The organism is Duganella rivi, assembly GCF_009857435.1.
Taxonomy (GTDB): domain Bacteria; phylum Pseudomonadota; class Gammaproteobacteria; order Burkholderiales; family Burkholderiaceae_D; genus Rugamonas; species Rugamonas rivi.
The window spans coordinates 174,611-192,255 of the sequence record NZ_WWCK01000007.1 but is presented as its reverse complement, the minus strand read 5'-3'; the positions used below and the strand labels follow the sequence as shown (position 1 = coordinate 192,255).

16 protein-coding genes are annotated in these 17,645 nt (G+C 62.7%); 9 read left to right on the top strand and 7 right to left on the bottom strand.

Annotation, left to right across the window (positions count from 1 at the left end; genetic code table 11):
• The first annotated feature begins 47 nt into the window (after positions 1 to 47).
• Positions 48 to 965 (top strand): LysR family transcriptional regulator, encoded by a 918-nt coding sequence (locus GTP45_RS23785; protein ID WP_161016351.1) that lies wholly within the window; start codon positions 48 to 50, stop codon positions 963 to 965.
• A 31-nt stretch (positions 966 to 996) separates the two neighbouring features.
• On the opposite strand, the gene GTP45_RS23780 is transcribed toward GTP45_RS23785, so the two are convergent.
• Together GTP45_RS23780 and GTP45_RS23775 are read right to left on the bottom strand one after the other, a co-directional pair.
• Entirely contained in the window at positions 997 to 1,434 is a 438-nt protein-coding gene (locus GTP45_RS23780; protein WP_161016350.1) for an SRPBCC family protein, read from the bottom strand.
• A gap of 4 nt (positions 1,435 to 1,438) precedes the next feature.
• A complete protein-coding gene (locus GTP45_RS23775) occupies positions 1,439 to 2,458 on the bottom strand; it encodes an aldo/keto reductase (RefSeq protein WP_166454723.1) in 1,020 nt (339 codons plus the stop codon).
• Between the two features lie 108 nt (positions 2,459 to 2,566).
• On the opposite strand from GTP45_RS23775, the gene GTP45_RS23770 reads away from it, so the two are divergent.
• The 4 genes from GTP45_RS23770 to GTP45_RS23755 are packed head-to-tail and all read left to right on the top strand — an operon-like array spanning position 2,567 to position 5,588.
• Positions 2,567 to 3,469, top strand: coding sequence for a LysR substrate-binding domain-containing protein (locus GTP45_RS23770; protein ID WP_161016349.1), 903 nt, complete (start codon positions 2,567 to 2,569; stop codon positions 3,467 to 3,469).
• Positions 3,470 to 3,519: 50 nt separating this feature from the next.
• The gene (locus GTP45_RS23765; protein ID WP_161016348.1) at positions 3,520 to 4,524 is read left to right on the top strand and encodes a M14 family zinc carboxypeptidase; all 1,005 of its coding nucleotides are present in this window, start codon (positions 3,520 to 3,522) and stop codon (positions 4,522 to 4,524) included.
• Positions 4,521 to 5,285, top strand: a complete 765-nt coding sequence (locus tag GTP45_RS23760; RefSeq protein WP_161016347.1) for an alpha/beta fold hydrolase — start codon at positions 4,521 to 4,523, stop codon at positions 5,283 to 5,285. The genes GTP45_RS23765 and GTP45_RS23760 overlap by 4 nt, the downstream gene beginning before the upstream one ends.
• 12 nt (positions 5,286 to 5,297) lie before the next feature.
• Complete coding sequence (locus GTP45_RS23755; RefSeq protein ID WP_161016346.1) at positions 5,298 to 5,588, top strand: YkgJ family cysteine cluster protein; 291 nt, start codon at positions 5,298 to 5,300, stop codon at positions 5,586 to 5,588.
• A gap of 1 nt (position 5,589) precedes the next feature.
• Here GTP45_RS23755 and GTP45_RS29060 read toward each other — a convergent pair whose 3' ends face one another.
• The gene (locus tag GTP45_RS29060; RefSeq protein WP_267876217.1) at positions 5,590 to 5,712 is read right to left on the bottom strand and encodes a hypothetical protein; all 123 of its coding nucleotides are present in this window, start codon (positions 5,710 to 5,712) and stop codon (positions 5,590 to 5,592) included.
• Positions 5,713 to 5,835: 123 nt separating this feature from the next.
• Between GTP45_RS29060 and GTP45_RS23750 the strand changes: the two genes are divergently transcribed.
• On the top strand, positions 5,836 to 6,732 hold the full coding sequence (locus tag GTP45_RS23750; protein ID WP_161016345.1) for a LysR substrate-binding domain-containing protein: 897 nt from the start codon (positions 5,836 to 5,838) through the stop codon (positions 6,730 to 6,732).
• A gap of 29 nt (positions 6,733 to 6,761) precedes the next feature.
• Complete coding sequence (locus GTP45_RS23745) at positions 6,762 to 7,445, top strand: substrate-binding periplasmic protein (protein WP_161016344.1); 684 nt, start codon at positions 6,762 to 6,764, stop codon at positions 7,443 to 7,445.
• 2 nt (positions 7,446 to 7,447) lie between these two features.
• Here GTP45_RS23745 and GTP45_RS23740 read toward each other — a convergent pair whose 3' ends face one another.
• The 4 genes from GTP45_RS23740 to GTP45_RS23725 form a co-directional block, all read right to left on the bottom strand.
• Complete coding sequence (locus GTP45_RS23740; protein WP_161016343.1) at positions 7,448 to 9,667, bottom strand: glycoside hydrolase family 3 N-terminal domain-containing protein; 2,220 nt, start codon at positions 9,665 to 9,667, stop codon at positions 7,448 to 7,450.
• Positions 9,664 to 11,568 (bottom strand): glycoside hydrolase family 2 protein, encoded by a 1,905-nt coding sequence (locus tag GTP45_RS23735; RefSeq protein ID WP_161016342.1) that lies wholly within the window; start codon positions 11,566 to 11,568, stop codon positions 9,664 to 9,666. The genes GTP45_RS23740 and GTP45_RS23735 overlap by 4 nt, the downstream gene beginning before the upstream one ends.
• A 12-nt stretch (positions 11,569 to 11,580) precedes the next feature.
• Complete coding sequence (locus GTP45_RS23730; protein ID WP_161016341.1) at positions 11,581 to 13,413, bottom strand: hypothetical protein; 1,833 nt, start codon at positions 13,411 to 13,413, stop codon at positions 11,581 to 11,583.
• Positions 13,414 to 13,478: 65 nt separating this feature from the next.
• The gene (locus tag GTP45_RS23725; protein WP_161016340.1) at positions 13,479 to 14,474 is read right to left on the bottom strand and encodes a LacI family DNA-binding transcriptional regulator; all 996 of its coding nucleotides are present in this window, start codon (positions 14,472 to 14,474) and stop codon (positions 13,479 to 13,481) included.
• 86 nt (positions 14,475 to 14,560) lie between these two features.
• Here GTP45_RS23725 and GTP45_RS23720 point away from each other — a divergent pair, with 86 nt between their 5' ends.
• Positions 14,561 to 15,373 carry an NAD-dependent epimerase/dehydratase family protein gene (locus GTP45_RS23720; RefSeq protein ID WP_161016339.1) on the top strand — a complete coding sequence of 271 codons (813 nt, stop codon included), beginning with the start codon at positions 14,561 to 14,563 and terminating at the stop codon, positions 15,371 to 15,373.
• 65 nt (positions 15,374 to 15,438) lie between these two features.
• Positions 15,439 to 17,583 (top strand): glycoside hydrolase family 88 protein, encoded by a 2,145-nt coding sequence (locus GTP45_RS23715; protein ID WP_161016338.1) that lies wholly within the window; start codon positions 15,439 to 15,441, stop codon positions 17,581 to 17,583.
• The last annotated feature ends 62 nt before the right edge of the window (positions 17,584 to 17,645 follow it).

Genomic DNA, 17,645 nt, shown 5'->3' with positions numbered 1-17,645 from the left:
CCGCACACAAGTCCAATCGATAATGGATATGCAGTATCATCCATTTCATGGATCTTCATGGAATCGACCTTAACCTGCTGGTGGCCTTCGATGCGCTCATGTGCGAGCGTAACGTCACGCGCGCGGGCGTGCGCATCGGCCGCACCCAGCCCGCCATGAGCGCCGCGCTATCGCGACTGCGCCTGCTGCTGAAGGACGAGCTGTTCGTGCGCAGCGCCAGCGGCCTGCAGCCGACGCCGCGCGCGCTGGAACTGGCCGCGCCGCTGGCCGAAGCCCTGGCCAGCATTCAGCGCACGCTGGAATTTACGCAGGACTTCGACCCGCGCCGCTCCACCATCCGCTTCACTATCGGCCTGTCGGATCATCCGGCGTTCACGGTGCTGCCCGCGTTGCAGAAACGGCTGTCGCAACTGGCGCCAAATGTTGCGCTGCGCGTGCGCTCGTTCACCGCGCGCGACGACGCCCTGGCGCTGCTGGACGCGGGGGCAGCCGATGCTGCCATCGGCGTACAGGGTGGTAGTACGCCACGCATTCCCACCATGCCGCTGTTTGAAGAACGCTTTGTGTGCGTGGCGCGCAAGAAGCATCCGCTCACCAAGAAGAAGATGTCGCTGGACGCCTTCCTCGCCTGCCAGCACCTGCTGGTATCGCCGGAGGGCGATGGCGTCGGCCATGTCGACACCGTACTGGCGCAACTGGAGCGCAAGCGCGATATCGCCATCACGCTGCCGCAGATGTACGCGGCGCCGGCCATCATCGCCAACAGCGATTTGCTGGCAACAATGATGGAAGGCGCGGTGCATGGAAGTGGATTGCGCGACCAGCTTGCGCTGCTGTCGCTGCCGAAGGAGATCGCGCTGGCGCCAGTGCCCTTCGTGCTGCACTGGCATCGCCGCAATGAGGCTCACCCGGCCCAGCGCTGGCTGCGTGAGCAGATCGCGCTGGTGTGCCGCCGTAAAGCTTAGCCCCATTCCGGCGCCAGGCCGTCAGGGCTGGTCAAGCGGTGGTTGCGCCGGGCGGCGTGCGCAGGATGTTTTCCTTCAAGGCCTGCAAGCCGTCGGTGTAAATGCCGTTGAACAGCTGCACCGCTTCCTGTTCACTGACGCCCACCGGCGTAAAACTGCCCGACCACTCGACCACGGAGGCCGACTCGCCATCCGGCTTCACGCGCAGCGTCGCGTAATAGTCCTTCGACGGGAACGGCGCCTTCAGGATCGAGTAGCTGTAGTAGCGCTCCTTGTCGTTGTAGGCTTCCAGCCGTTCGACGATGGCGTCGCCGTCCGGGTTGGCGAGCGTGCGTACGCGGCCGCCTTCGCTCAATTCACTGTGCGGAATGTAGGGCAGCCAATCGGGCAGCGCATTGAAGCCGCCGATCAGTTGCCACACACGGCCCGCACTCACGGGAAGCTGGATGCTTGCGATAGTGCTGGCCATGTTCTTACTCCTTCGCGTCGCCAGGCAGCGGCGCAGCGGCCGACACCAGTTTTTGTTCACGCATCTCCTGCCAGAAGGCAGCCGATGGCTTTTCATTCAGCGCGGCGTGATCTTCCTCGATGCGCTCCGGGCGGCTGGCGCCTGGGATGACCGCTGCCACGGCCGGATTGGCCAGCGCGAACTGCAAAGCCGCTGCTTTCACGCTGACGTTGTGGCGCTGGGCGATGGCCTTGATGCGCTCCACCTTGGCGATGATTTCCGGCGACGCCTGCTGGTACTCGAAGTGCGCGCCGCCGGCCAGGATGCCCGAGCTGTAAGGGCCGCCGACCACGATGTCCATGCCTTGCTGGAGCGCGGCAGGCATCAGGCGCTGCAAGGCGCGTTCGTGGTCGAGCAGCGTGTAGCGGCCGGCCAGCAGGGTCACGTCCGGTTTCGGCTCGTTCAAGTCGAGCAGCAGTTCCACCGCTTCGACGCGATTCACGCCCAGGCCCCAGCCCTTGATCACGCCTTCATCGCGCAGGCGATCCAGCGCGCGGAAGGCGCCGGTGCGGGCGGCTTCGAACTGGATCAGCCATTCATCGCCGTAGAAGTCCTGCGCCACGTCGTGCACGAACACGATGTCCAGGTGGTCGGTCTTCAGGCGTTTCAGGCTGTCCTCGATCGAGCGCAGGGTAGCATCGGCACTGTAGTCATTAACAATCTTGTTAGGACGGCCAAACTGGAACACGCCGCCCTTCTCGCCCAGCTGGCGGGCGGCCGGATCTTCCACTTCATCGAGGATCACGCGGCCAACCTTGCTGCTCAAGATGTACTCGTCGCGCTTGTGACCGGCCAGCGCCTCGCCGAGGCGGATTTCCGACAGGCCGGCGCCGTACAGCGGTGCGGTGTCGAAGTAGCGCACACCCTTGTCCCAGGCCGCTTGCACGGTAGCCAGCGCCTCGGCGTCAGGGATGTTGCGGAACATATTGCCCAGGGGAGCGGTGCCGAAGCCCAGCTTGCTTTTCAGTTTGTTACGGATGCTCATTTCGATTCCTTTCAAAGGGTAAATGAAGAACTTGGATCGAAGTTTAGATTGACGAGATAAGACTGTCCAAGACATAATTTGCACAACTTAAGACACGAAAGGTCTAACATGTTAGACATCCGCCAACTTCAATACTTCGTCACCGTGGCCGAAGAGGAGCACGTGGGGCGCGCCGCCGAGAAGCTGCACATCTCACAATCGCCGTTGAGCCGGCAGATCGCCCAGCTGGAGGAAAAGCTGGGATTGACGCTGTTTGAACGCAGCCAGCAGCGCATCCGCCTGACCCGCGACGGCCGCACCTTCCTCGCCGAGACGCAGGCCTTCCTGACCCATGCCAAGCGGCTGGAAGCGCTGGCCAAGCGCCTGGGGCGCGGCGACGAGGGTGGCCTGTGCATCGGCTACGTGGAAAACGCCATGCACGCGGGCGTGCTGCCGGCCGGCCTGCGCGCGCTGCGCGCCGAGCGGCCGAATGTGCACGTCGCCTTGCATAGCCTGTACTCGTCCGAGCAGCTGGAAGGCCTGCGCCAGCGCAGCCTCGATATCGCGCTGGTGTGCGATCCGCCGGCCGAAGATGATCCCGACCTTGAACGCGTGCGCGTGCTGAGCGACCCGATGATGCTGGCCCTGCCCGAAGATCATCCGCTGTGCGCGCACGAGAATTTGCAGCCGACCGACCTCGCCACGCAGGAATGGATCGCCGTGCGCCATTACGAAACGGGCGAGCATCACCACAACTTCGTCTCGGCCTGCGTGCGCTCCGGCTTCACGCCGCTGATCAAGATGGAAGCCAGCGAGCCTGTCACCGCTCTCAGTCTGGTGGCGGCGGGATTGGGCATCGCGATGGTGCAGCAAGGCCTGCGCCATCAAGTGCCGCCGGGCGTGGTGCTGCGCGAGCTGCCGTGGTTTAGCTACCGCGCGCCGCTGTGGGCGGCGTGGCACCGCATCAACCTGCGGCCGCTGGTCGGCACCTTCCGCGAAACACTGCTCGAATTGGCGGCGACGGCGGACTAGCGGCGCACAATAGGCTACACTGTGCGTCACATCTTTTTGCGTTGCCCGCCATGCCCGAGAAGAATCTGCCCGAACTCATTACCCTGAAACGCCTGATCGACGAAGGCGGACGGCATCTCGAAGTTGGCACTTCCTGCACGGTGGCCATGGACGGCCGCCAGTTCCCGGTCTACACCATCGCGCTGGGCAATCCGAGCCCGGACGTGCCGGCGCTGGGCTTCTTCGGCGGCATTCACGGCTTGGAGCGCATCGGCACGCAGGTGGTGCTGTCGTTCATGGAAAGCCTGCTGGCGCGGCTGCGCTGGGACGCCACCTTGCACCAGCAACTGGAGTCGATGCGGCTGGTATTCATGCCGCTGGTGAACCCGGGCGGCATGTGGCAGGCGACGCGCTGCAATCCGCAAGGCGTGGACTTGATGCGCAATGCGCCGCTCAGCGCCGTCGAGCGCGTGCCGTTCATGCTGGGCGGGCAGCGCTACAGCCATCACCTGCCGTGGTATCGCGGCGCCGAGGGCGCGCCGATGGAGCCGGAAAGCCAGGCCGTGTGCGACGTGGTGCAGCGCGAACTGGTGTCGCGCCGATTCAGCATGGCGCTCGACTGCCACTCCGGCTTCGGCCTGCGCGACCGCATCTGGTTCCCGCATGCGCACACCGCCACGCCGATTGCGCACCTGGCCGACATCGGCGCGCTGGAAGAATTATTCAGCACCGCCTACCCGAACCACAACTACGTGTTCGAGCCGCAGAGCCGCCAGTACCGCACCCACGGCGACCTGTGGGACTACCTGTACCTGAACAGCAACCACGTGTTCCTGCCACTGACCTTGGAGATGGGCTCGTGGCTGTGGGTGAAGAAAAATCCGCGCCAGATTTTTGACCGCATCGCCATCTTCAACCCCACCGCGCGCCATCGCTTGCAGCGCGTGCTGCGGCGCCACCTGATCCTGTTCGATTTCCTGATGCGCGCCGCCAGCAGCCACGGACGCTGGACGCCGGAAGGCATGGCGCGCAAGGTACAGCACCGCCGCGCGCTGGCGCAGTGGTATCACTCATGAGTAGTTGGATCCTGCTGCGCGGCTTGATGCGCGAGCAGCGCCACTGGGGTGGCTTTCCGTCCGAACTGGCGCGCGTGCTGCCGGATGCCGGCATCATCACGCCCGACCTGCCGGGCAACGGCCAGCGCCACGCCATGCGCAGCGCGACCACAGTGGCGCAGATGGTGGAGTTCTGCCGGCTAGACTTGCGCGCGCGCGGCATGCCGGCACCCTACTCGCTGCTGGCGTTGTCGCTGGGCGGCATGGTGGCGGTGGAATGGGCCAGCCGCTATCCACAGGAGATTGCGCGCTGCGTGTTAATCAACACCAGCATGCGGCCGTATAGCCGCTTTCACCAAAGGCTGCGCTGGCAGAACTACCCGGCTATCTTGAAGCTGATGGTACGAGGCGGCATAGAAAACCAGGAGCGCCTGATCTTGCGCCTGACCAGCCGCAGCGCCGACGCTGCGCAGCGCGCGCAACTGCTGGCGCAGTGGCTGGACTACCAGCGCGAATTCCCCGTCACGCGCACCAACGCGCTGCGCCAACTGTGGTCTGCCGCCCGCTTCCGCGCGCCATCCGCGCGGCCGGCCATGCCGGTACTGATCCTGAGCAGCGAAGGCGATCAGCTAGTCGATCCGCGCTGCTCGTCCAAGCTCGCGCGTGCGTGGCAAGCGCCGCATCAAGTGCATCCGAACGCAGGTCACGACCTGCCGCTGGACGACGGCCCTTGGGTGGCGGCGCAAGTAGCAAAATGGCTGGCGGATGTAGAAGCGCGGTAAAATATCGCCCCTATGAATTCGAACGCCGCCACGCTGGAGTGCCGGCCAAGCTGCGGCGCCTGCTGCACGGCCCCCTCCATCACCAGCCCCATCCCCGGTATGCCGCACGGTAAACCGGCGGGCGTGCGCTGCGTGCAATTGGACGACGACAACCGCTGCCTGATCTTCGGCCGCGCCGAACGCCCCGCCGTCTGCGCCGGCCTGCAACCGGCCGCCGATATGTGCGGCGACACCCGCAGCCACGCCATCCAATGGTTGGCCAACCTCGAACGGCTGACCAGCCCGGAATTATCGCCGCACTAACTCAGCGCAGCATCACCAGTTGCGACAGCAGTTTCATTAGCTCTGCCGAAAATTTGGGCGCGAATGGCTCGGCGGGCGGCTGGACGCAGGCGGGCTTGCAGGCGGGAGCGGCGGTCTGGTACATGGCAATCTCCTTCAAAAAAACTTGTTCATTGGAGTTTTGGCGGCTTATGGGTTATATTTTCTGCCAGTCTCGAGGTGTTATCAAACGAGTTATTTTCGCTATTTGAATAAGAAAAACTTGCCCATGGCAAAACCGCTGCGTTCCTTGTCCGGCCTGCTCGATTTCGATTGCGCGGCGCGCTGGGGGAGTTTTAAGTTGGCCGCGCAGGAGTTGCACAAGACCCCGGCCGCCATCAGCTTGCAGGTGAAACAGCTGGAAGAGGCGCTTGGCTTCGAGCTTTTCGTGCGCCACCCGCGCCATATCGCGCTGACCGAAAAAGGCCAGGAACTGGCCGCCACCGTGCGCCGCACGCTGGCCGAATTGAATACCAAGGTCGCCGCCCTGCAAACCGGCGACGAAGAAAAAATCTTGCGCATCTCGACCACGCACTCGCTGGCGATCAAGTGGCTGGTGCCGCGGATTGCCCGCTTCACCCAGCAGTACCCGGACCTGGATATCCGCATCGACTCCAGCGATCAACTGGTCAACATGGACGACGGCAGCACCGACATCGCGCTGCGCACCTACGACGTGGTGCCCGGCGATCCGGGCCTGCTGTTCCACGACCGGCTGGTGGCGGTCTACAGCCCGTCGCTGCTGCCGCCCGGCGCCACCGAGATCACGCTGGCCGACCTGCACCACTACCCGCTGCTGCACGAATTCACCACCGACACCTGGATCGCGCTGCTACGCCAGAACAATGCACTCAAGGGCAAGTACAACTTCTCGCGCGCGTTCACCAACTTCGCGGTGATGGTGCAGTCGGCGGTGGCGGGACAGGGCATTGCGCTGGTCTCGCACGCCATCGCCAGCGAAGACCTGCGCAGCGGCGCGCTGAAAATGGTGAAGTGCGAGAGTGCCCCGTATCGCCGTGGCTACCGCATTATCATCAGCCGCAGCAAGCAAGGCATGAGCAAGATCACGCACTTTTGCGACTGGCTGAACGAGGAAGTAGCCGATATGCAGAAAGGCTTGCTGTGAGATTTACTGTTTGTACGACCGCCCTGCTGATGACCGCTCTGGCCACCCTGACCACCCAAGCCGCCGATAAACCGCCGCTGCGCTACGTCGAAAAAGTCGACAACCTGCTGACCGCCGCGCCGCAGCCGCCGACCACGTTTCAAGATACGCTAGGGGCGGCGCTGGCGCGCCAGCTAGGCCGTCCGGTGCAGTACGTGCGCCTGCCGCGCAACCGCATCATGGGCGCTTTGGAAAATGGCGATGGCGATATCCTGTGCAGCTACCTGCCCGAGTGGCTGCCGGGCGATGTCGAGTGGACTCGCGCCTTCATTCCGATCAGCGAAGTGGTGGTCACGTCGCCGCGCGTACCGGCGCCGGCCACGGTGGCCGACCTGCGCGGCAAGCGCCTCGGCACAGTGCTCGGCTTCCACTACCCGGAACTGGAAAAGATACTGGGGCAAGACTACATCCGCGACGATGCGCCATCGAGCAACCTCTCGATGCGCAAGTGGCTGGCCGGACGCTTCGACTATCTGGTGCTGCCGCGCAACCTCATCGACAAGCAGATCGCAAACGGCAAAGTCCCGCCGGGCTATCACATCTTGACGGTGTATGAAGTGAAGACTAAATGCGCCGTCTCGCGCACCAGCGACATCGGCGTCGCCACTTTCAACAGCGCTATTGAGGCGCTGGAGAAAAGCGGCGAGCTGCCGAAGATGCTGAAACTGCGCTGACCTTACTGCGTCAGCCGCAGCGTGCCTTCAAGACGAAGATCGTCCGACGCGCTGCCGACCATCAGCTTGAACTCGCCCGCTTCCGCGCTCCACTTCAACTGGCTGTTGAAGAAGGACAGCGTATCGCGGTCGATGGTAAAGCTGACCCGCCGCGTTTCGCCCGGCTTCAGGTGAACTTTCTGGAAGCCCTTCAATTCCTTCAGCGGCCGCACCACCGACGACACCATATCGCGCAAGTACATCTGCACGATCTCCGTGCCCTCCACCTTGCCGCTGTTGGTCAGATCGAACGACAGCGTCGCCTTCTGCGCGCCCGCCAGCGTAGCGCTGCTCAAGGCCAGGCCGCTGTATTTGAAGTCGGTGTAGCTGAGACCATGGCCGAAGGCGTAGCGCGGCGTGTTCACGGAATCGATGTAGGCCGAGCGATAAACGATGTTCTTCTCATCGACCACCGGGCGGCCGGTGTTGTACTGCGCGTATGACAGCGGAATCTGCCCCACGCTGCGCGGGAAGGTGATCGGCAGCTTGCCGGACGGGTTGTAATCGCCGAACAGCACATTGGCCACCGCGTTGCCGCCCTCGGTGCCGGGGAACCAAGCGTAGACGATGGCGTCGGCCTTGTCGGCGATGGTGTTGAACACCAGCGGACGGCCCGACAGCATCACCACCACGATCGGCTTGCCGGTGGCTTTCAGCGCGTTGAACAGCGCTTCCTGCTGGCCCGGCAGCGTGATATCGGTGCGCGACTTGGCTTCGCCGCTCATGTCCCACGTTTCGCCCACGGCCAGCACGATCACGTCCGAACGCGAAGCGGTGGCGACAGCGTCGGCAAAGCCTTCGCTGCTGGCGCAGCCCGGCGCGCAAGCCTGCGCGTAGCTGATCTCCGCCTTGCCGGCGTGGTTGCGGATGCCTTCGACGATGCTGACCACCTTGGCGCGCTCGCCCTGCACCACCCAGCCGCCTTCCAGGTCGCGCTGCGAGTCGGCCAGCGGGCCGATGACCGCGATGCGCTTGGCCTCGCGCGACAGCGGCAGCAGCTTGCCCTCATTCTTCAGCAGCACCATCGACTTCTGCGCCACATCCAGCGCAGCGGCGCGATGCGATGCGTCACCCAGCACAGCCTTTTCGCGCGCGGCGTCGGAGTAGCGGTACGGATCGTCGAACAAGCCCAGTTCAAACTTCTTGGTCAGCACGCGGCGCACTGCGTCATCCAGCACCGACATCTTCACCTTGCCCGCCTTGACGGCAGCTTCCAGATGCTGGCTGTAGGCATAGCCCTCCATGTCCATATCGCTGCCTGCATTGATCGCTTTGACGGCAGCGTCGGACAAATCAGCCGCGTAACCATGCGGCACCATCTCGCGCACCGAGCCCCAGTCGCTGACCACGAAACCCTTGTACTTCCAGGCGCCCTTCAAGATATCGCGTTGCAGGAACGCGCTGCCGGTGGCCGGCACGCCGTTCAGCGTATTGAAAGAGTTCATGAAGGTAGCGGCGCCTGCATCGGCAGCGGCCTTGAACGGCGGCAGATACACCTCGTACAACTGCTGCTCGCTCATATCGACTGCGTTGTAGTCGCGGCCCGCAATCGCCGCGCCGTAGGCGGCAAAGTGCTTGGCAGTCGCCATCACGGAATCGGTGGCGCCCAGCTTCTTGCCCTGGAAGCCGTGCACGCGCGCGGCGGCGATTTTCGAGCCAAGATACGTATCCTCGCCGGCGCCTTCCATCACGCGGCCCCAGCGCGGATCGCGCGCCACGTCTACCATCGGTGCAAAAGTCCAGTGGATGCCGGCGGCAGCGGCTTCTTTCGCCGCGATGCGCGCCGACAGCTCAATCGCATCCATATCCCACGACGCAGCTTCGCCCAGCGGCACCGGGAACACGGTCTTGTAGCCGTGGATCACGTCAAGACTGAACAGCAGCGGAATCTTCAAGCGCGATTGCAGCGCCAGCGCCTGGATCTCGCGCGTGTCGGCCACGCCGATTACATTCAGCATCGAACCGACCTTGCCGGCGCGGATGTCGGCCAGCTTGTCAGCATAGGCGCTGCTGGTTGGGCCGGTGAACTGGCGGCCGGACAGCTGGTGCAGTTGGCCGACCTTCTCGGCCACCGTCATCTGCTTCATCAAGTCCGTGACCTTGCGGTCGATTTGTGTGTCCTGCGCTTGCGCGCACAGGGCGAAGGCCGCACCGATGGCGGCAGCGATGTATTTAGTCTTCATTTATATTGCTGCTGTTTTTGTTCGTAGTAGGACTTCAGCGTGTAGAAGGCTAGCTTCTTCTTGCCGGTCTCCGAGATCAAGCCCTTGCGGTTCCAGTAGTCCTGGAAATAAGGGTTCGGACGGCGCGGCGAACGGAAGTCCGTCAGAATCCACGGCGTTATACCGCGCAGGCCAGGAATCGCATCCAGCAGTTTGAAGGTGTTCTTGTACAGCTGGTCCTGATACTCCTCGCTCCACTTGGTGTCGGTGTCAGCGTGGTAACCACCCAGCGCATCAGCGCCAAACTCGGTCACCAGCACCGGCTTGTTGTAATTGACCTTGAAGGAGAACTTCATCATCTCCTTATTGTTGGACCAGTACCAGCCCGCGTATTGATTGAAACTGGCCAGGTCGAGCTTCTCGGCCAACGGGTCTTCCACCGTCACCGCGTCGCCGGTGCGATGCACTTCCAGCGCCGCGCCGACAAGGCGGGTGCGGTCCAGCGAACGCACGGTATCGGCCAGCTTGCCCATGAACTCCGTGCGCACCGGGCTTACCGGGGTCTCGTTACCGATCGACCAGATCACAACGCTGGCGCGGTTCTTATCGCGCACTACGAGGTCGGTCAGCTGCTTCGCCGCGTTGGCGTAGACTTCCGGCTTCTCCCACGAGATGGTCCAGTACACCGGCACCTCGGCCCATACCAGCAGGCCCATTTCGTCGGCCAGCTTGACCATCTCTTCGCTGTGCGGATAGTGCGCGAGGCGGACGTAGTTGCAGTTCATGTCCTTGGCCCATTGCAGCATCATGCGCATATCGCCCTCGCCGCGCAGGCGGCCGGGGATCAGCGGATTCTCATCGTGTATTGAGATCCCGCGCATGAAGATGGATTTGCCGTTCAGCAGAATATCGTGGCCGCGCGTTTCGATGGTACGCAGGCCGATGCGGTCATTCAGCGTGTCGGTCGCGCCGGCAATGGTCACGTTGTACAGCTTGGGATCTTCCGGCGACCAGTAGCGCACCTTATTCTTCGGCAGCGCGATGCTGACGGCGGCGCGGCCATTGGCGTCGGTACGCACCACGGTCTTCACGCCCAGTTCCGCGATGGAGATGGTGACTTCCTGCGCGCCGCCTTTACCCTTGGAGCCAGCCAATTGAACGTGACCTTCAATGCGGCCCATATCGCCCTTGGCCAGCTGGATTTGATAGTCCTCGATGTAGGTGTCCGGCGTTTCAGCCAGCAGCACGTCGCGCGTGATGCCGCCGTAATTCCACCAGTCGGTATTCACGGTCGGGATATCGTCTTGATGGCGCGTGTTGTCGGCCTTGACCACGACCGTGTTCTGGCCTTGCAGCAGGCGGCCCGTCACCTCGAACTGGAACGGCGTGAAGCCGCCCTTGTGGCTACCGAGCTTCTTGCCGTTCAAGTAGACGTGCGACTCGTAATTGACCGCGCCGAAGTAGAGGAAGTAGCGCTTGCCGTCCTTGGGCGCAGCGTTGAACTTCTGGCGCATCCACACCGTGCCTTCGTAGAATTCCAGCTTCGCGCCCTGCGAGTTCCAGTCGCCGGGAATCGCCATGGTCGGCGAGGTGTCGAAGTTGTATTCGACCGCGTCATCTTTATCTTTGGGCTGGCGGTCATCGTAGTAGCCGCCCGCGCCGGTCGGCGATTGATCGAACGGCTGGCGGCGATAGTTGTAGAAGCCCGTCTCGTAAGGATCGATGATGTAGTGCCAGCGGCCGTTCAGCGACAAGTGCTGGCGGCCATAGATGTTTTGCAGCGTGGGCGGCTGCTTGGCTAGTTCGGCACGCGGGCTGGTGCCCTTGTTGGCTTGCGCCTGTCCCGGTGCATCATCTTGCGCTGTCGCCGCGAAGCTCGCGGCCAGGCAGCTTGCTAATAGCAGCTTCCACACTTGTCGCATCCATGTCTCCTTTTATTGATATTTAATAGTCCACTTGATCGTCAACGGTTCCTTCATGGTCAGCTTGCCGATGCTGCAGGTGACCAGTGTTTTCATCGGGCCGTAGGGCGCCATGAATTCCTTGTCACCGCTGGTCGGCGCCGCGGCGCACTGCTGCAAGCCGCTGACACTGTACTCCTTCACCGCGCCATGCGCGAAGCTGACAGTATTGCCCTTGATAGTAGCCTGATCCGAGAACGAGGCAAATTCCAGCGTCACCTTCTCCACCTCTTGCGCGCCAACCGGCGTGTAGACATCGGTGCGGGTCATCACGCCGTGCTCCAGCGTGTAGGTGGTGCGCAGCTTTATGCGCGCGTCCTTCTGCGGGCCTTTCTTGCCCAGGCGATCCAGCTCGTCCTGACGGTATGACACGGTATAGCGCTTGCCATCCTTACCGGTCTGGATGTCCTTGATCCACGCCGCGCCGATCAGCTGCGCGCCGTCGGCCATGGTGAACTTCGGCAGCAGCTGCGGATGCGCGCCGCCGCTATCGGCCACACCGGAAATCAGATTCGGCGCAAACGGCAGCGGGTAGTAAGGACTGTTGTCATGCTGGCTGCCGCCGCCGTTAATCATATTCAGGCTCACCACGTGCGGGCCGTCGCGGAAGATAGCCAGCGCGCGGTCGTATTCGCCCTTGGCGAAGGTGGTGGTGCTGAACTGCGGGCGGTTCTTGTCCAGCCACGCTTGCAGATCGGTCTTCGGCTGTACGTCCTTGAAACCGGCCTTGTTCCACGTCTCGTTGGTATAGATCAGCTGGTGCAGCAACGAGAAATTCTCGCCGAGGATACGGTGCTTGCCGCGATAAGTATCGGTGCGGCGGCCCTTGCCCCACATATCAAGCGAGTGCATGGCCGGGTCGTACCAGAAGTTCATATAGCGCTCCGCGATGCGCGAGGAGAAGGCATAGGCATACTGCTTCTCTTCCGTAGTCAGTACGTCAAGGTAGGCCGACACCGACAGGATTTCGATCAGCGCCGTTTCGCCGTACGGCCCGAGGCTGCGGCCGAAACTAAAGCCCTGTCCCTCGGTGTTGGCGACATTGAGCGCGATGTCGGCGGCCTTGCGCAGCAAGCCTTTCAATTCCTCGGTCGGCTGCAAGCCGGTTTCGAGGAAGCGTTCGCAGATCTCCGCGATCAGCAGAATGCTGTAACGGTCGAAGCGTCCCTCGCCGTCGGTCTCGTCGGAGAAGCCGTAAGCACCGGAATATTTTTTGTAATGGGTCAGCATCTTGTCGAGCAGGACTTTACCTGCGCTGTCGTCTTCCCAACCCATCATCATACGCAAGCGCGCGATGCTGAACGCCACGCCGTAGTAATTAGTCGGCAAGTTGATCAGATCCCACTGCGGCGTGACGAAGGTGCGCCAGTCCAGTTGCTTGCGCAGCTTCTCCAGCGTGGCCGGGCTGACGGCGCGCTCCAGCAAGCCCGCCTCCTTCAGCTTCACCAGTGTGCCGATGTAGTAGTAGATGCCCCAGGTGTGGTTATCCATGCCGACCGTCATATCGGCGATGTCGCGGTAGTCCTTGAGCTTCTGCTCCAGCGATGGATCGTCCTTGGCGGTGTTGAGCAGCACGTGGCCCAGGCCCGCCGCCACTTTCCCCGGCAAGAACTTGTCGCCGCTCTTGAACGGCGAGGCGCCGTCGAGCAGCATGCCTTCCCGTTCCGCCACCAGCTTCTTGAAGAAGAAGTCCAGCTGTTGATAGGCGTTGTCTTGCACGATGCGGTTCATCGGAGCGGCGGCGAATGATGGCGCGCAGGCCATCATCACCACCAGTGCGGCGGAAGTCTGGGGAAGGAATTTCATGGTGTCTCGATTATTATGGAAAACGTTTTACAAATAGTAGGCGATTTTGCCGATAAGGTAAACACTTACACGTTGCGGTTGGCGGTCGAATGGCGCAGCACCAGCTGCGGCTCGATGATGGTGGAGTGCGTGGCCGGCTTGACGTCTATCTGCGCCAGCAACTGCTCCATGGCCGCCGCGCCCATGCGCTCACTTTGCAGATCGACCGTGGTTAAAGGCGGCGAGGTGTAGTTGGCGAAGTCGATGTTATCGAAGCCCGCCACCGAGATTTCTTCCGGCACGCGGAAGCCCAGCGTCTGCGCTGCTTTCATGAAGCCCATCGCCATCAAGTCGTTGTAGCAGATCAGCGCATCGGGATGGGTGGCGCCCAGCAGGATGGAAGAACTCATGCGCTCCCCTTCCTGCGCCGACGGCGCACTGCCGTCGAACACCGTCAGCTCCAGTCCCATGGCCGACATGCAGTCGCGGATGCCGGCCAGGCGCTCCTCGTCGCGGCGCGACTTGGAGAAACCCAGATAGGCAATGTGCTTGTGGCCCAGCGTGACCAGATGCCGCGTCAGCATGGCCGCGCCGCGACGATCGTCGCCGGCCACCCACGGAATCTCGTGCTGCGCCAGGCAGCCGAGGAACACCAGCGGCTTGCCCAGATCCAGCATCCAGCCCATCTCCGATTCCGCGATGCGCGAGGTGACGATCATGCCGTCCACACGGCGGCTCAGTGCCTCCAGCAGCGGGCGTTCGCGATCCGGGTTTTCCTCGGTATCGACCAGCAGCAGGTTGTAGCCGTGCGCCTGCGCCACGCGGTTGGCGCCCTTTACCACGCTGCTGAAGTGCGGATTTGCCACATCCAGCACCGACAGCCCGATGCTCTGCGTGCGGCCGCTGATCATCGAGCGCGCCAGCGGGTTGGAACGGTAGCCCAGCTGCGCGATCACCCGCGTTACCGCCTCTTCCACCGCCGGCGAAAAGCGCTGCGTGCCGTTGACGAACTTGGACACGGTGGCGGTGGACACGCCGGCGCCGGCGGCCACGTCGCGGATGGTGGGTACGGGCTTTTTCATGAATCGATTGACCTCGGGAAGAATTTGGATATACTGGCGATTAAACGTTTAACTACAATACCTTCACCATCCCATAAAAGCAACCCATGAGCACTACTAAACCATTCAAACGCATCCTCTTGACCGGCGCCGGCGGCGGCCTCGGTACTGTCCTGCGCGAGCGCGCCAAGGCATGGGCGGATGTCGTCCGCCTGAATGACGTCAAGGATCTCGGCCCCGCCGGCGAGGGCGAGGAAATCGTTATCGGCGATTTGGGCGACCGCGACAAGGTCATGCAGATGATGGAAGGCGTGGACGCCGTGCTGCACTTCGGCGGCATCTCGGTGGAAGATCAATTCGAGCCGATCATGAACGCCAACATCCTCGGCGTGCATCACCTGTATGAAGCGATCCACAAGTGCGGCGTGAAGCGCGTGATCTACGCCAGCTCCAGCCACGTGGTCGGCTACTACAAGACCACCGAACTGGTGGACGCCAACATGCCGCTGCGTCCCGATGGTTTCTACGGCGTGTCGAAAGCCTTCGGCGAGGCGCTGTCGCGCTACTACTACGACCGCTTCGGCACCGAGACCGTGTGCCTGCGCATCGGCTCCTCCTTCCCGGAGCCGAAGAACCCGCGCATGATGGTCACCTACCTCGCCTACGACGACCTGGTGGAACTGATCCGCTGCTCGCTGTTCACGCCGCGCGTGGGCCACACCATCACCTTCGGCACCTCGGACAACGCCACCAAGTGGTGGGACAACAAGCACGCTTCGCACCTGGGCTATGTGCCCAAGCATAGCTCCGCAGAATTCGCCGGCAATTTCCCAGATAGCGCAGACTATCCAGCGGCCGGCGATGCTCCAACCATCTATCAGGGCGGACCGTTCGTCACGGCAGGCCCCATGTACAAATAAACCTGAGACAAAACCACATGACATCATCGCATTTACGCATTGCTGTTTTGGCTGCCGTGGCAGCCATGTTCCAAGCCGTTCCCGCCGTTGCAGCCGAAGCGCCAAACGCACAAGCGGCGGCGCCGTCGGCCGCCATCAATCCCAAGGCCGTGCTGTCCACCATGGAGCGCGTGGCAGACTGGCAGCTGGCCAATCCGAGCAAGCACCGCCCGGACGACTGGACGCAAGCGGTTGGCTACAACGGCATCATGGCGCTGGCGAATATCTCCGGCAGCAGCAAATACCGCGATGCGATGATCGCCATGGGCGAGAAAAACAACTGGAACCTCGGCCCCAATCACTACCACGCGGACGATCACATCGTCGGCCAAACCTACGCCGAACTGTATCTGCAAACGCGCGATCCGAAAATGATCGCACCGCTGCGCGCCAGCTTTGACGATATCCTCGCCAACCGCCGTACCGGCTCGCTGGAATTCACTGTCAAGGGCAACCAAGACCGCTGGTCGTGGTGCGACGCGCTGTACATGGCGCCGCCGGCGTGGCTGCGCCTGTGGGCCATCACCGGCGACCAGCGCTATCTCGATTTCGCCATCAGCGAGTGGTGGGTGACGTCGGACTACCTGTACGACAAGGAAGAACACCTGTACTTCCGCGACTCCAACTACTTCGACAAGCGCGAAGCCAATGGCAAGAAGGTCTACTGGAGCCGTGGTAACGGCTGGGTGATGGGCGGCTTGGTGCGCGTGCTGCAATACCTGCCGGAGAATCATCCTGAGCGCCCGCGCTTCGTCCAGCAGTACAAGGACATGGCGGCCAAGCTGCTCACACTTCAACAGCCTGATGGTTTGTGGCGCGCCAGCTTGCTCGATCCTGCCACCTATCCGATGAAGGAATCGAGCGGCTCGGCGCTGTACACCTACGCCTTCGCATGGGGCGTGAACCAAGGCCTGCTCGACGCCAATGCCTTCAAGCCCGCCGTGCAGAAAGCATGGACTGCGCTGGTGGCCAACGTACAGGCCGACGGCAAACTGACCCACGTGCAGCCTATCGGCCTCGCACCGAAAGTCTTCGATGACAATCTGACCGAGGTGTATGGCGTGGGCGGCTTCCTGCTGGCCGGCAGCGAGGTCTATCGCATGGCGGTGCTGGAGAAAGCCAAACCGCAAACGGTGAGCGTGACCAATCCAACCACCGGCGTGCGCGGCGACGAACTGGCGGAAGCGCCACTGGCAGCAGGCCTGCGCAAGCCGGTGGTAATGGATGCCGCTACCTCGGCCATCGTCAACTCACAGGTGATCGGTAAACAAATCCTGTTTCCGGTAAACCTGGCCGCGGGCGAAACGCGCCGCTACCTGGTACTGCCGGCCGAGCGCCTGGCCGCCGTGCCGCCGGCAGACGTTAAGACCCACGCGCGCTTCGTGCCCGAACGCCTCGACGATTTCGCATGGGAGAGCGACCGCACCGCGCACCGCGTGTACGGCCCGGCCATCATCAAGGATCCGAAAGAGCATTTAATCAGCAGCGGCGTGGACGTGTGGGTGAAGAAGGTACGCACACCGGTCATCGATAAATGGTACAAGCGCGGCGAGTACCACCACGACCAAGGCGAAGGCCTCGACTACTACAGCGTGGGCCAGAGCCGCGGCTGCGGCGGCACCACCATCGTCGCCAACGGCAAGCTGCATAGCTCGTCCAACTTCACCAGGTACAAGGTGCTGGCCGACGGCCCGCTGCGCTCCGTGTTCGAGCTGACCTACGCCAATTGGGACGCGGGCAGCGGCCGCACCGTCTCCGAAGTGAAACGCTTCTCGATTGACGCCGGCTCCAACATGACCCGCGTTGAAACCAGGTTCGCCAGCAACCGCAAGGAGCCGTTGACGGTCGGTGTCGGCATCGTCCAGCGCGACGGCGAAGGCCACTACACCGCCGACGGCCCGCACAACTTCACCAGTTACTGGGAGCCGGCGCACGGCGACGACGGCAGCACCGGCTGCGGCGTGATTCTTCCAGCCGGCACCAAGGCGTTCGACGTGATCGACAAGCAGCAGCTCACGCTGGGCACCGTGCAACCGGGCCAGCCTTTCGTCTACTACTTCGGCGCGGGCTGGAGCAAGAGCGGCGACTTTGCCGACGCCGCCGCATGGGACGCCTACGTGCGCGGCTATGCGCAAAGGCTGAAGGCGCCGCTCAAAGTCAGCAGCCAATAAGCACCGTGCCGCCGTTAGCTACGGCGGCTTTTTTCAACCTCGAAATGGAAGCGCTACCACAA

Bases quoted from the DNA above. Each gene is read 5' to 3' on its own strand.
- GTP45_RS23785 (WP_161016351.1), top strand. From the start codon at position 48: ATGGATCTTCATGGAATCGACCTTAACCTGCTGGTGGCCTTCGATGCG.
- GTP45_RS23780 (WP_161016350.1), bottom strand. From the start codon at position 1,434: ATGGCCAGCACTATCGCAAGCATCCAGCTTCCCGTGAGTGCGGGCCGT.
- GTP45_RS23775 (WP_166454723.1), bottom strand. From the start codon at position 2,458: ATGAGCATCCGTAACAAACTGAAAAGCAAGCTGGGCTTCGGCACCGCT.
- GTP45_RS23770 (WP_161016349.1), top strand. From the start codon at position 2,567: ATGTTAGACATCCGCCAACTTCAATACTTCGTCACCGTGGCCGAAGAG.
- GTP45_RS23765 (WP_161016348.1), top strand. From the start codon at position 3,520: ATGCCCGAGAAGAATCTGCCCGAACTCATTACCCTGAAACGCCTGATC.
- GTP45_RS23760 (WP_161016347.1), top strand. From the start codon at position 4,521: ATGAGTAGTTGGATCCTGCTGCGCGGCTTGATGCGCGAGCAGCGCCAC.
- GTP45_RS23755 (WP_161016346.1), top strand. From the start codon at position 5,298: ATGAATTCGAACGCCGCCACGCTGGAGTGCCGGCCAAGCTGCGGCGCC.
- GTP45_RS29060 (WP_267876217.1), bottom strand. From the start codon at position 5,712: ATGTACCAGACCGCCGCTCCCGCCTGCAAGCCCGCCTGCGTCCAGCCG.
- GTP45_RS23750 (WP_161016345.1), top strand. From the start codon at position 5,836: ATGGCAAAACCGCTGCGTTCCTTGTCCGGCCTGCTCGATTTCGATTGC.
- GTP45_RS23745 (WP_161016344.1), top strand. From the start codon at position 6,762: ATGACCGCTCTGGCCACCCTGACCACCCAAGCCGCCGATAAACCGCCG.
- GTP45_RS23740 (WP_161016343.1), bottom strand. From the start codon at position 9,667: ATGAAGACTAAATACATCGCTGCCGCCATCGGTGCGGCCTTCGCCCTG.
- GTP45_RS23735 (WP_161016342.1), bottom strand. From the start codon at position 11,568: ATGCGACAAGTGTGGAAGCTGCTATTAGCAAGCTGCCTGGCCGCGAGC.
- GTP45_RS23730 (WP_161016341.1), bottom strand. From the start codon at position 13,413: ATGAAATTCCTTCCCCAGACTTCCGCCGCACTGGTGGTGATGATGGCC.
- GTP45_RS23725 (WP_161016340.1), bottom strand. From the start codon at position 14,474: ATGAAAAAGCCCGTACCCACCATCCGCGACGTGGCCGCCGGCGCCGGC.
- GTP45_RS23720 (WP_161016339.1), top strand. From the start codon at position 14,561: ATGAGCACTACTAAACCATTCAAACGCATCCTCTTGACCGGCGCCGGC.
- GTP45_RS23715 (WP_161016338.1), top strand. From the start codon at position 15,439: ATGTTCCAAGCCGTTCCCGCCGTTGCAGCCGAAGCGCCAAACGCACAA.